Here is a 14,774-nt window from a genome sequence, read left to right as displayed (position 1 = left end):
ACATAATTTTTCTTTAAATTATGTGCTTTTTATTTATTTAATGAAGCTTTTTATCTTTAAATATTATAAAATTTAACTGGATATAATAGGAAATACGAGGAGGATTTTATGTACATTTCAGAGTTAACAATAAACAATTTTAGATCGTTTAATAAAAAAACAACGTTAAATTTTAATGATGGGATTAATGTAATTATTGGACAAAATAATGCTGGTAAAACAACTGTAATAAAGGCATTAGATATACTCTTCAACAATTCTTCTAGTAATAGGTTAAACATTAACGATTTTAATCGTAGTGCTTCAATTTCAGAACTAAAATTGTGCCCACCTAAAATATACATATCTGCCAAGCTAAAAGAATCTGAAAATGAAGATGAGTATTCAGATGAATTAGTCACGGTGGCTACCTGGCTAACAACCCTCAATACACCATATGAAGCTACAATTACTTATGAATATTTCTTACCAGAAAAAGAAGTAGATGAATATAAGAATTTAATGGCCAACATATCGACTAAAGATATTAATAAATACTGGAAAGCTATTGAGCATAGTTTCTTAAAAAAGTATGTTCATAGGATTTATGTTGGAAATCCTGAATTCAAAAATTCTGTGCAGAATGATGAAATAAATCGTTTTGATTTTCAATTTTTAACTGCAATTCGTGATGTCGAAAGAGATCTATTTAAAGGAAATAATAGTCTTTTAAGAGAAGTAATAGATTTTTTTATGGACTACGATATTAAAAGTGACAGCGATTTAGAAAAAAAGGAAAAAATAGAAAAAATTCAAAAGAAAAAAAGAGATTTTTCAGTTGAATCAAAGAAAATAATTGAGTCACTTCAGCAACGAATGAAAAACGGTGAAGAACAAATTTTAAAATACGTACATAATACTGGGGCTGGAATTGATAAATCTAAACCTTCATTTGATGGAGAAATTTTGGACACCGAATTATATTCAGCATTGAGACTCATTGTCGAAAAAGAATCTGGAATTAAGCTACCTGCAATTAGCAATGGTCTAGGCTATAATAATTTAATTTATATCTCCCTTTTACTATCAAAAATGCAAAAAGATGCATCTGGAGAATATTTAGGGTCAAATTCTAAAGTGTTCTCCATATTAGCTATTGAGGAACCGGAAGCACATTTACATCCAAGTATGCAATATAAGTTTTTACAATTTCTGAAAGAAAATAAAGATTCAGATGTTAACCAAATATTTATTACTTCACATTCTCCAAATATAACTGCTGCAGTTGATTTAGAAGATATTTTAGTTATTCAAAAAATTAATGAAGAAATTAAAATAGCATATCCAAGTAAAGTATTCAATGATTCAAATGAAGAAGATGTCATATCCAGAAATTATGTTAAGAGATTTTTAGATGTAACAAAAGCAGATTTGTTTTTTGCACAAAATGTAATTCTAGTGGAAGGTATTGCTGAACAGCTCGTTATTCCTGAATTTGCAAATTCAATGAATTTAAATCTAGCAGACAGCCATACTACTGTATTGAATATTGGCGGAAGATATTTTAATCATTTCTTAAAATTATTTGATACTAATCGCTGTGAGTTTGCTTTAACAAAAAAAGTAGCGTGTATAACTGATTTAGATCCCCTTAGAAAATCGAAAAATGACGACGATGACGATAACAATTGGAAAAAGTGTCTTCCCATTTTTTTAGACTTACAGCCGGAGGAATATGAATATAAACAAACTTCTAATTCACTCGTGGGAACATATAACCAATATGATTCAAAAATTAAAGTTTTTACCCAGACCTATGGACAAAGCTCTACATTTGAATATGATTTGGTTTTAAAAAATCCGACTTGTACAAAATTAATAACCTCTTCAGTTTCTAATGCTCAAGAGCTTAAAGATTTAATGGACCTTGTAAAAGATAAACCTATAAAAGAAATAGTTGAAAAAATACGAAAGAATGCCTTTAAAGACGAGCTTTTAAACTTACTTGCTCTTGAATTGCTAAAAGATGATTTAAGCGTAAAGCAAGGCATAATTGCTAGTCGATATCTATTATCTATCTCTAAAGGAGAAGCGGCGCAAGAAATTGCTTATGTCATAAGTACAGCTGAACAGGGCACAATTGAACCACCAGATTATATAAGTGAGGCGATAAAATGGATTTGTCAGTAGCCACGGAATTAGAAAATAGTAACAGTATAATACCCGTTAATGAGCATTTTAAATTATATGCTGGACCCGGTGCAGGAAAAACCACTTTTTTAACCAATCATATTAAAAGAATTCTACATCAATCAACTAAACTTGGAAAAGCAAAAAAAATTGCTTGTATTACTTATACAAATACTGCCGTTAATACTCTTATCAATAAACTTGAAGATTCTATTGAATCATTAGAAATATGCACAATACATAGCTTCTGCTATAAGCACATTGTCAAACCATACATTTGGATTTTAGAAGATTCACCTTTACCTATTGATAAAATAGATGGGCATGAACAAATTAAGCTACGGCACAGTCAAATCAATCAATTAAAAATTGAAATTGGACAAAGTTATTTAAATGATGTGGAATTATGTGAGGCGCTAAATAAACTTCAATGGGTTTTAGACGATGAAATACCAACATTAAAATTTTTAAATGCTTATGATGGTAAGATAGGAGATTATTTCCTAAAAAAAAGTGCTTATTATAAATATAAACAATTATATTGGCCTGAAGGAAAATTAAGTCATGATGATGTCCTTTATTTTGCGTATAAAATTTTAAAAGAAAACACACGCATAATAGATATTATCAGAGCTAAATTTCCCCATATTTTAATTGATGAATTTCAAGACACTAGTCCATTACAAACAGCAATTATTGAATTAATTGGGCAAAAAGAAGTTAATATAGGAGTAATAGGTGACTTATGCCAATCAATTTATTCTTTTCAAGGGGCAAACGTAGAATCATTTGAGATGTTTTCAATTGAAAATATGAAATTATATATTTTAAAGGATAATCATCGATCAAGTAACGAGATTATAAATGTACTTAATCATATGCGTAAAAATAAAGACTTTGAGCAATCCTCTCCCACTCATAAATCTGGTAATCTTCCTACTATACTGGTAGGAGCAAAGAAAAGTGCTTATCATTACTTGAATGATAAATCAAAAAAAACAGTTGTACTAGCATATAAAATTGAAAACTCAAAGTCCGTTGAATATGAAACAGATTTAATTGAAGATATGGATTTCAATATAATTCTTCAAGATTCAAATAACGAAAGAGGCTGGAGAATTTTCCATATAATCCAATCTATCGAATTAGCTAAGCAGTTTCAATTAAAAGAGGCTTTAAGATTAATGAAAATTGCTTATCGAAAAGATGGGCCTTTTACTGATAAAGAGGCTTTTGTTAACTTAAAAAGATTTTTAAATATGTACAATGAATTTAAAAACAAAAGCATTACTTACTTCCACAACGATTTAATTGTAGGGCAATACAATGTTAAGGGCCGTATTTCGAGCGGATCAGCCAAAACATTATATGATGGTTTAACTTATAGAAAAGTTGCTCTTCAAATGAAGATTTTAGATGACTTAAGTGATTTTAAAACAATTCACCAATCTAAAGGAGATGAATTTGAAAATATTTTAGTAATAGTTCCTCCCCAAAAACAAGGAGCAGAGCTAAACTTTCTGCTTTCACCTAACATGGATATAGAAGTACATAGAGTTTATTATGTTGCATTAAGTAGAGCAATCTCGGGACTCTATATTAATGTTGAGAACTTAAAAGAACAAGAAAAAGCAGCACTCATAGAAATTGGTTTTGAAATAATATATGTAGATGAATTAGCTGAAGTGAGTATTCCTGCAAAAGAGTTAGTTCAATCTTTATAATATTATTGTATAAAATCTTGTTAAATATATAGTAAAAACAAAGAGCCAACCTCACTATCATACAGGTGACTCTTTATGAATAATTGGAGGAGATTGTATGGACTTATTACAGAACGGGTTACATTCTTTAAAAAAGGCAATTAATAATTTGAAAGATATAGATGGAACATCAGGAGACGAAAGAGAGTTTATTGTAAAAGAGGTGATATTAGGACTACATCATTCAACTGAAACTCTTTTTAAGTATTTGGTGAAGAATAAACATGACCTACTTATTTATCAAGATTTGAAAGATTATTTTTCAAAAGAAATGAATCGTATCAAGGGTGATGGTGTAACAAAATTTCAAGTTAAAACTATCACTTTTATGGAAGCAATTGATCGAGCTGTAGTCTTGAATGAATCTGATATAGAAATCTCTAAAGTGGACTATGGTTGTTTTGAAAGGTTAAACTCTTTACGTAATTCAATTACCCATCACGAGTGTAATTTAACTGAGAAAGAGGTCAATTTTTTAATAACTCAAGTACTAACAATTATTTTTCCAATCTATAAAAAACTGATACCTAATTTTGAGGAATACGTAAGTAAACATAATCTTAATATAAATGGTACCAATCAGGTAAATGACTATCACATTTGGAGATTTTTAAGACATTTTTCATTGCGCAAAAAGTTTTTTGAGTCTGAGGAATTGATTAGTTCTATAAAGTCCTCGAACGAGACTTATGCTAAAAAACTAAAAGAGATTAAGAAAGAAAAATATATTAAATATTATGAATGTCCAAGTTGTAAACAACCTTATTTTCAAAAAGAGCATATATTTTTTGAAGCAGCAGAAGAAGTTGGGTACTATGGTCATTGTTTATTGTGTGAACTATCCTTAAATAAGGAAGATGCGCAATACATTCACATGACATACAGTAGTTATAATGCATTTTTAGAAAGTACTCTTGCAGAAAAAGCTATTATACAAGATCTTTTATATGATGAAGGACTTGTTGTACGCTTGAATGAAGAAGACCTTTCTGTAATTCGTGAAATTACTAGTCACAAAAAGACTAATTATTTATTAGAGTATTATGTTCAGGATTTTATGTATGATTTTATCGGTGAGATTTTGGAGTATTATGTCCGAGAACTTAATTTTGATGCTTATGCATTAGATGAAGCAGCTGCATTTGATTGTAAACTGAAAGATAGCCATACGGTAGATAGATTGCAGGAAGATGATTTAGAAGAACTTAAGAATAAAATAGAAAATTGCAGAGCTTTAAAAATAAATTTAGAAATTTTTGAACAAGTGATTGAAGAAGAATTCGTATTTTATAGTAATACATACCATCCAAATCCCCACACAGATGAAGATGATGAAATTAGCATTGAGTTAACCGTTAAACTTGGAGATAAAAGATTTTTGAATGAATAGTGAATAATTACACTTAAAGTAACAGGTGCATTTAAGAAGCATAAGTGCTTTTTAGGATAAGGTCCCATTTTAGGTATTCCATTTAAGGGCGCGATTGTTAAAGTACGCACAAAATGATTAAACCTTTTTATAAAAATTGTATACTAAATTAAAAAGAAAGAATCCATCTTGATCAAACATTTTTCAAAATGGATTCTTTTTACTTGTTATAAAATGTAGTTTTGTGGGACCTTTTTATCAAACTTTAATTCAAAGCTACCCCACCATAAGTTTAATTAAGCAACTATTCATAAAGGCATTTAATCTTTGTGAATAGCCTCTTAAATACGGATTTAATCAAACTTTAATTTCTTTAATGCTTCTGCGAACGGGTTATTTAATGGCTCTTCCTCTTTTTTCTGTTGCTTCATATATTTTTGAACGTCGCGTTTATCGGCTTTGTTACCGGATTCTTTTTTGCGTCTTTCTTGGAATGTAGAAAGTTTCTCGCGATAGCCACATTTACATGCAAAAATTTGGCCAGCGCCTTCACCACGTAATTCAAGTTTCTTCTTACATTGTGGGCAACGAGCATTGGTTGTACGAGATACATTTTTACGATGCCCACAATCACGGTCTTGGCATACGAGCATTTTTCCTTTTTTGCCGTTTACTTCTAGCATTGGTTTACCGCAGTCCGGACAAGACTTCGTTGAAATATTGTCATGTTTATATTTTTTATCGCTCGATTTAATTTCAGCAACAATTTCTTTCGTATAGTTCTTCATTTCTGAAATGAATACTTCTTTTTTCAGTTTACCTTTTGCAATCGCCTCAAGTTTTTGTTCCCATTCACCAGTTAGTGTAGGAGATTTTAGTTCTTCTGGTACTAAATCAAGTAACTGACGACCTTTTGAAGTAATATGAATATCTTTACCACGTTTTTCAATTAAGAATGAATTGAAGAGCTTGTCGATAATATCTGCGCGTGTCGCTACAGTGCCTAATCCACCAGTCGATTTTAACGTATCAGCAAGTTGTTTATTTTGCGTATCCATATATTTTGTAGGATTCTCCATCGCTGAAAGTAAAGTCGCTTCGTTAAAACGTGCAGGTGGCTTTGTTTGACCTGATGTTTGCATAATTAACTTTACAGTTAATGTATCGCCTTTCTCAATGTGAGGTAGAAGTTGTTCTTTTACGTCATCAGTTACATCATCGTCTTCAAAGTGATTTTCGTATACTTCTTTCCAACCAGCGTGTAAAACCGTTTTTCCGCGTGCAATGAACGTTTCATTACCAACTTTTGTTCGTAACGTTAGTTGCTCGTATTCGAATGCTGGCAATAAAACAGCTAAGAAACGTTTTACAACTAAATCATAAATTTTACGCTCTTTATCTGTGAAGGCTGAGAAGTTAACGTATCCTTCTGTTGGAATAATTGCGTGATGATCGCTTACTTTACTATCGTCAACAAATGATTTATTTGGCTTGATAGGCTTTTGTAATACTTTATGTGCTAAAGGACGGTATTCTCCGACGCCACACGCTTTTAGACGTTCTGGAAGTGTTCCGACTATATCTGATGAAATGTAACGCGAATCTGTACGAGGGTACGTTAGCACTTTATGTTGTTCATATAACTTCTGCATAATGTTTAATGTTTCTTTAGCAGAGTAACCAAATTTTTTATTTGCATCACGTTGTAATTCAGTTAAATCGTAAAGACCAGGAGAGAATGACTTCTTCTGTTTTTTATCAATTTCCACAACAGTGGCATTTTGTTTATCTAGATTTTTTACAATACCATCAATTTTTTCTTTATTAAAACTACGGCTATTACCGTTTGCATCTTGCCAAGTTAGTTTTAATTTATCGGTTGTTTGAGCTTCGATACCGTAGTAAGTTTGAGCTTTGAAGTTTTTTATTTCATCTTCACGGCTAGCGATCATAGCGACAGTAGGTGTTTGTACACGGCCACAATTTAATTGAGCATTGAACTTTGTTGTTAGTGCACGAGTGGCATTTAAACCGATATACCAGTCTGCTTCTGAACGGGCAACAGCCGAGGCATATAAATTTTCATAAGCTTTACCTGGTTTCAAATTGTTAAAACCATCTTTAATTGCTTTGTCTGTTACAGAAGAGATCCATAAACGTTTAATTGGTTTATTCACTTTTGCTTTTTCAATTATCCAACGTGCGACTAATTCGCCCTCTCTTCCGGCATCGGTAGCCACAATCGCCTCATTAACATCACTTCGAGTAAGTTGATTTTTTACAACATTAAACTGTTTTCCAGTTTGTTTTATAACAACTAATTTCATACGTTCTGGAAGCATCGGAAGATCTTCAAGATTCCATGTTTTATACTTATTATCGTAAGCTTCTGGGTCTGCAAGCGTCACTAAGTGCCCGAGCGCCCAAGTCACGATGTATTTGTCACCTTCTAAAAATCCATTACCTTTTTTTGTACACTTTAATACTTTTGCGATATCACGTGCAACTGATGGTTTCTCAGCAATTACTACACTCTTTGCCATTTATTCAAACTCCTTTACTAACTATATACCGTTTAATATACCACAGTTTTCAAGAAGAACAGTAAGGAACCCCTTCTATTTGGCAGTCATAATTGACATAGCTTGTTTAAGAATCTCTACTTCCTGTCTTAATTTCTTATTCTCTCTATAAACCTCATTAAACTGCTTTGGAGTAACTATCACTTGCTGTTTTGAATATAGCTTAATCCATTTATAAATAGAAGTAGGAGATATATTATATTCAATGCTTAAATCCGTAACAGATTTTCCTTCAATGTGTAACCTTGCAATTTCTTTTTTAAAGCGTTCTTCATATTTTTTATTTGTCATTACTTAAAAACCCTTTCTAGTAAAAATTTTATTACCTAGATAGTTTATTATTGTATCACCACCTTCTTTTGATGACTATAGTCGGTCGATTGAAATGCCATTTTTCTTAGTTAATTAACTAAGAGGTGATGTCATGGAAATCCCAAAAGCTTTCGGTGAAGTGTTAAGAAAACATAGAAAAAAAGCTAATTTTTCGCAAGAACAATTAGCTCTTCAATGTAATCTAGATAGAACTTATATTGGGTTACTTGAACGTGCTCAAAGACAACCAAGCATATCTACCATATTTGTTATATGTAAGGTATTAAATATTGCTCCACATGAATTAATTAAAGAAATGGAAGAACTGATAAATTCTCAGTAATAAAATTCTCTAAGACGTTATCATAAACGTCGTTTTCGGTTCTTCCTGTAGAAAAGAGCATAGCTATTTTAAGTTAAGATGAGATTATGAAGAATTGTACTTAAAGTAACGAGCAGGATTATTGTTAAGGGGTATTCTTGCTACTTACTAGGAGGAACAATGTTGGATATTAATGTAAAAAAACAAATAACATAAAACACCAGAATAACTATATGTAGCATATACAATAAAACTTTAATTTGCTAATTATTCAAAACTAGATACGAAGGCAATTTCGTATCTAGTTACTAACTTATAATTCTAATACTAATTGTTCTGACATCCGCTCTGCCTGTTCAATTACAATTTCAATCGCATCCTCTTGAAGATCAGGTGGATAACCATACTTTTTAAGCAGTCGTTTAACAGTTATACGCATTTTCGCACGAGCGGATTCACGTAAATTCCAGTCAATACTCATGTTTTCTTTGATTGACCTTGTTAATTCATGCGCAATAATTTTTAACGTATCATCGCCTAAAACTTGTTCAGCAGTTTTATGTGAAGCAAGGGCATCATAGAAAGCGATTTCTTCCTTAACCATACCAGTTTGTTCGCCACGCTTGTATGCTGCATCCATTTCTTTTGCTAACTCAATTAATTCTTCGATAACTTTAGATGTTTCAATAGTACGCTTATTATATTTATTTAGTGAGTTCTGTAACATCTCTGAAAATTTACGCGCTTGGATAAGATTACTACGTTGAACATTTTTCACTTTGCCATTTAACAAACGATTTAATAATTCTACTGCTAAATTCTTTTGAGGTAATGCTCTAACATCTTCTAAAAATTGATCAGACAAAATTGAAATATCAGGATTTTCTAAGCCGAGTTCCTTATAAATATCGACAACATTTTCAGAAATGACCGATTTCGAAATAAGTTGGTTGATTTGGGCATCCATCTGTGATCCAGTTTTCTTTTTACTTCCATCACCGATCGTTTTCACAATGCTCGCTTTAACTGCTTTAAAGAAACCAATCTCATCATTCAATTCTTCTGCTTCTGGCGTTGTCGCACATAGTGCATATGCCTTCGCAAGCTCTGTCACTGTATTTAAAAAGCGTTTCTTTTCATCTTCACCTAAACCAATAACATAATCCATTGTATTAACAATCGCTTTAATGCGAAATGATGATTTTTCAGATTTATAACCTGAATAGTCGTGTCCGTGTAGCATTTCCAATACAAGTTGATGCTTCTCTAGCATCACATCAACCGCTAAAGCTGTATCAACCCCTGCTGTTTTACGATCGCTATCTGTGTATTGTTTTAAGGCTTCTTTTAAATTATCTGCAATACCAATATAATCAACAACAAGACCACCCGGCTTATCTTTAAATACACGGTTAACACGTGCAATGGCTTGCATCAAGTTATGACCTTTCATCGGCTTATCAATATACATCGTATTCATTGCTGGTACATCAAAGCCTGTAAGCCACATATCACGGACAATGACAATTTTTAATGGATCATCATTGTCTTTCATACGACGTGCTAAAAATTCACGACGTTTTTTATTGCCGATAAATGGTTGCCATTCGGCTGGGTCACTTGATGAGCCAGTCATCACGATCTTAATAACTCCTTTATCGTCATCATCTGAATGCCAGTCTGGACGCAGTTTCACAATCTCTTTATATAAATCGATAGCAATTCTACGTGACATCACGACAATCATCGATTTACCAAACATCGCTTGTTGACGCTCTTCATAATGATGTACGATATCTTGTGCCATTTTTTCAACACGTGACCCTGCACCTGCAATTGCTTCTAGACGTGACCACTTTGACTTTAATTTTTCTTTAACAGATGTTTCTTGGTCTTCGGTAATATCTTCATAATCATCATCAATTGATAATCCTTCTGGTAATTCCAGTGGTATAACACGTGATTCATAGAAAATTTTTACCGTTGCGCCGTCTTCGACAGCTTGTGACATATCATACACGTCAATATAATCACCAAATACGGCAGGTGTATTTTTATCACTAGCTTCAACAGGTGTACCAGTGAACCCGATAAATGAGGCATTTGGTAAAGCATCGCGTACATACTTGGCAAAGCCATACTTCGTATTATCTTTTGTAACAGTTGCACTAAAACCATATTGTGAACGGTGTGCTTCATCAGCCATTACAATAACGTTTGTACGATCTGTTAGGCATGGCATTTCTCCGGTCTTTTCATCTGGTACAAATTTTTGAAGTGTGGTAAAAACAATTCCTCCCGATTCCACACCTAATAACTCTCGTAAACTATCACGTGATTCAGCTTGGCTCGGTGTTTGACGTAAAATATCCTTGGACATTGAGAATGTTTTATAGAGTTGATCATCTAAGTCGTTTCGATCAGTTAATACAACAAGTGTTGGGTTGTTCATCACTTTAATAAGCTTCCCAGCATAGAATACCATCGATAAACTTTTACCTGACCCTTGCGTATGCCACACGACACCAATTTTATGGTCACCATCTTGTGCTGTTGCAATTTTTGCTTTTTCAACGGCTTTATTTACAGCATGATATTGGTGATACGCTGCTAAAATTTTGAATGTATCGACACCATCAGTTTGAAATAAAATAAAGTTTTGTACAACATCAAGCAAACGACTAGGCTCAAGCACTCCTTTAATCATCACTTCAAGTTGTGGCTCAGCAGGACTAGCTAGTGTTTCACCATCTACCGTACGCCATTTCATAAAACGTTCTTCATTCGCGGTTAATGAACCAACACGCGCATTAATACCATCACTCGCAATTAAGAATGCATTGTAACGGAATAATGTGGGAATAGCTTGTTTATACGTTTGCAGTTGATTGTAAGCATCGGTAATATCAACATCTTCATTCGTTGCATTTTTAAGTTCAATGACAACGAGTGGCAGCCCATTGACGAACACGATAATGTCAGGACGTTTATTGGCTTGTCCTTCAATGACTGTAAACTGGTTCACAGCCATAAAATCATTGTTTTTAGGATCTTCAAAGTCGAATACATACACTGATACAGTTGGATTGTAACCATCTTTACCTTGTGTTTGTATTTCAATACCGTCTGTTATAAATTTATGGAATTGCTTGTTATTGAGAACGATGTTTGGAGAAGCATTTGCAATAATCTTTTGAATCGCTTCTTCAATGACTTTTCGCTCTAACGTCGGATTAATCTTTTGTAACGAATCACGTAATCGGTCAACTAACACAACATCATGGAAGCTTTCACGCTCAGCGTAATCACCATCTGGTGCAATATCTGGACCTTCGACAATTTCATAATCCATTTCTTCTAACCATTCAAGTGCTGCTATTTCTAACTCTGATTCGTTATACTTAAACAACTAATCCACCACCAATTCATCGGGTATTTCGATTTCTCCTGACAATAGTTTTGGCAGAAGTGTATCGCGGAGTTCTACGAGCTTTTTATTTTCATTTATCAAATTCAATCTTTTATCTAGCATTAATTCCAAAGGATTAAATAATTTATCTTTTATATCAATTGGTGGAATTGCAAACTTATAATGACCAATTGTAGAAAAAGTAATTTGTGGGAATGTTCCAGAACGATCTTCTGCTAATTGTTGAAATTCATTGATTACCGTATCGCTAGCTAACCACTGATATAAAACTTTACCCGAGTATACAGTTTCATTGACGCGTAAAACCATCAATTTTGTAGAAACTACATATTCATCTGAATCAAAACTAATGTAAGCATGTCGTTTATTTTTAGGGCGGATTTCGCTATATAAAATATCGCCTTTTTGAATTAATTTCTTCGCTTGTCCAGGCATATTTGCAACTTCATCTAATTCTTTATGCATTATTTCTCCGTTTAAAATATCAGAAGTATTTAAGAATCTAGCAAGTGGTTGTTCTTTTTTCTTAATACTAGTAGAAATACTTTCTACAAATTCATCTAATTTATAAACTGGCCACCCTTTAGGTATCTCTCCTAATTCACTTTCCACCATTTCGCCACCACTTGATTTATACGGTTGTCCTTGTTCATTTGGAAATTCAAAATTGATAAACCAGTGTTTGAAAAGGGTTTGAGAAAGTTGTTCTAGCTTATTGATAATCGAATAATTCACTTCAATTTTTTTACAGAGATTCATATAAAAATCACCAATTTTTTTTTGATTTTCATAATCCTCAAAAATATTTAATTTCAGATTTTTAAAATCTGTTTTTTTTAAATGCGGAATCAGTGTACCTACTTGCATGTTATCAATTTGCATTTTCACATTCGGATCATTCAATACTGCATAAATATAATAATTATAAAATTTAGGCTTAATTCTTAGGGCTACCATGTCCTGTGCAATACAAAAATTCACTTTATCAGGCACCATTGCTACTTTCCCTGGTGTACCTTTATTTACAAAAATAATATCTCCTGGTTGTGGGTGCGAACGAAACCAATTTAAGTATGTTTCTTTATCCACAGAACGAATTTTAGAAAATACAGGATATAATCTATCCGTTATACAATTGGTAGCTATTAAAGGTAAATATTCATTTTCTGTATCAGTTATTGGGCATGTTTTACCTCTGTTATCCACACAAAAATCTACTAAATCATCTAAGCTGACCGATTTAAATCCCATACCCAATTCCCCCTAATACTCGGCGAATTTGTTCTTCTAACTCTTTTGATGTCACAAATTGCTCTGATAGTTCCCCTGTTAGACGAACCATTTTTTCTTCAAATGGTTCACCATCATCTTCTTGTTCTGCTAAACCTACATATCGTCCAGGAGTTAGAACATAATCATTACCACGTACGTCTTCAAGTGTTGCTTCTTTACAAAAGCCTAGTTCATCCATATATTCTTGTTCATTTGTACCTCTCCAAGCATGGAAAGTATCCGTAACTTTTTTAACATCCTCTTCACTAAATTCTTTATGAGTGCGGTCTGCCATAAAACCTAGATTACGTGCATCGATAAACAAAATTTTATTGTTACGTTCACGCTTCCCTGTTTTCACCTTATTTTTCGACACGAACCATAAGCAAACTGGAATCTGCGTTGAATAAAATAATTGACCAGGTAGAGTGACGATACATTCCACTAAATCATTTTCTATTAAGTTTTTACGAATTTCTCCTTCACCACCTGCATTAGAAGACATTGAACCGTTTGCTAAAACGAAGCCTGCTGTACCTGCTGGAGCTAGTTTTGAAATCATATGCTGTACCCACGCATAGTTCGCATTTCCCTTTGGTGGAATGCCATATTGCCAACGAACATCATCTGTTAATTTTTCACCACCCCAATCGCTAATATTAAATGGTGGGTTCGCTAATATATAATCGGCTTTCAACCCTTTATGTAGATCATTATGGAATGTATCTGCATTGTGAGCTCCCAAGTTACTATCTATACCACGAATTGCTAAGTTCATTTTACAAAGTTTCCATGTTGTTGGATTCGATTCTTGACCATAGATTGATAAATTATCGATACGCCCTTGATGTTCTGTGACGAATTTCGATGATTGAACAAACATACCACCTGAACCACAAGCAGGGTCATATACACGCCCTTTAAACGGTTCTAACATCTCAACAAGTAATTGAACAACAGTTGAAGGAGTGTAGAATTCGCCACCATTTTTTCCTTCTGCACTTGCAAATTTACTTAAGAAATATTCATATACACGACCTAAAATGTCTTTTGAACGGCTTTCTTCATCACCGACTTTGAATGAAAATAAGTCGATTGTCTCACCTAAACGTGTTTTATCTAACTCTGGACGTGCAAATGATTTTGGTAGTACCCCAACAAGTGAAGAGTTTTCCTTTTCAATTGCAACCATCGCTGCATCGATTAATTGACCAATTTCAGGTTTTTTCGCATTGTCTTTGATGAATGTCCAACGTGCTTCTTGAGGCACAAAGAAAATATTCTCTGCTACATATTCATCTCGATCCTCTTCATCTGCCCATTCATCCGCTTTTAATTCCCCGTATTTTTCTTCAAAAGCATCCGATACATATTTTAAAAATAGCAATCCTAATACAACGTTTTTATATTCACCTGAATCCATCGATCCACGTAATTTATCTGCCATTTGCCATAGCTTTTCTTCAAAGCCTAAGTTTGCTGTCGCCATTTTGCTGCCTCCTCGATACTCTATGAAACATCACATAGGACATGATCAATTTCTTTGTTTCATATA

9 protein-coding genes are annotated in these 14,774 nt (G+C 33.0%); 4 read left to right on the top strand and 5 right to left on the bottom strand.

The window, feature by feature from the left end:
- Nucleotides 1-108 precede the first annotated feature (108 nt).
- From PLX19_RS11990 to PLX19_RS11980, 3 genes are all read left to right on the top strand, one after another.
- Entirely contained in the window at nt 109-2,169 is a 2,061-nt protein-coding gene (locus PLX19_RS11990) for an ATP-dependent nuclease (protein WP_272188839.1), read from the top strand.
- A complete protein-coding gene (locus PLX19_RS11985) occupies nt 2,154-3,893 on the top strand; it encodes an ATP-dependent helicase (RefSeq protein ID WP_272188838.1) in 1,740 nt (579 codons plus the stop codon). The genes PLX19_RS11990 and PLX19_RS11985 overlap by 16 nt, the downstream gene beginning before the upstream one ends.
- A gap of 97 nt (nt 3,894-3,990) precedes the next feature.
- On the top strand, nt 3,991-5,322 hold the full coding sequence (locus PLX19_RS11980) for a hypothetical protein (RefSeq protein WP_272188837.1): 1,332 nt from the start codon (nt 3,991-3,993) through the stop codon (nt 5,320-5,322).
- Nucleotides 5,323-5,654: 332 nt separating this feature from the next.
- Here the strand turns inward: PLX19_RS11980 and topB are convergent, their stop codons facing one another.
- Together topB and PLX19_RS11970 are read right to left on the bottom strand one after the other, a co-directional pair.
- Nucleotides 5,655-7,844 (bottom strand): DNA topoisomerase III, encoded by a 2,190-nt coding sequence (gene topB, locus PLX19_RS11975; RefSeq protein WP_272188836.1) that lies wholly within the window; start codon nt 7,842-7,844, stop codon nt 5,655-5,657.
- 75 nt (nt 7,845-7,919) lie between these two features.
- Nucleotides 7,920-8,174, bottom strand: a complete 255-nt coding sequence (locus PLX19_RS11970; RefSeq protein WP_272188835.1) for a transposase — start codon at nt 8,172-8,174, stop codon at nt 7,920-7,922.
- Nucleotides 8,175-8,307: 133 nt separating this feature from the next.
- Here PLX19_RS11970 and PLX19_RS11965 point away from each other — a divergent pair, with 133 nt between their 5' ends.
- Nucleotides 8,308-8,538 (top strand): helix-turn-helix domain-containing protein, encoded by a 231-nt coding sequence (locus tag PLX19_RS11965; RefSeq protein ID WP_074555634.1) that lies wholly within the window; start codon nt 8,308-8,310, stop codon nt 8,536-8,538.
- 292 nt (nt 8,539-8,830) lie between these two features.
- On the opposite strand, the gene PLX19_RS11960 is transcribed toward PLX19_RS11965, so the two are convergent.
- Genes PLX19_RS11960 through PLX19_RS11950 form a run of 3 tightly spaced genes read right to left on the bottom strand, consistent with a single transcriptional unit; the run spans nt 8,831 to nt 14,708 of the window.
- Nucleotides 8,831-11,926, bottom strand: a complete 3,096-nt coding sequence (locus PLX19_RS11960; RefSeq protein WP_272188833.1) for a type I restriction endonuclease subunit R — start codon at nt 11,924-11,926, stop codon at nt 8,831-8,833.
- Entirely contained in the window at nt 11,927-13,198 is a 1,272-nt protein-coding gene (locus tag PLX19_RS11955) for a restriction endonuclease subunit S (protein WP_272188832.1), read from the bottom strand. It abuts the gene before it with no gap.
- On the bottom strand, nt 13,188-14,708 hold the full coding sequence (locus tag PLX19_RS11950) for a class I SAM-dependent DNA methyltransferase (protein WP_272188831.1): 1,521 nt from the start codon (nt 14,706-14,708) through the stop codon (nt 13,188-13,190). Before PLX19_RS11950 ends, PLX19_RS11955 begins: the two co-directional genes overlap by 11 nt.
- Between the last annotated feature and the right edge of the window lie 66 nt (nt 14,709-14,774).

Origin of the sequence: Bacillus sp. BP-3, assembly GCF_028401955.1 — a bacterium.
Taxonomy (GTDB): domain Bacteria; phylum Bacillota; class Bacilli; order Bacillales; family Bacillaceae_G; genus Bacillus_A.
The sequence above is the reverse complement of the archived record's forward strand: the minus strand, read 5'-3'. Positions and strand labels throughout refer to the sequence as shown.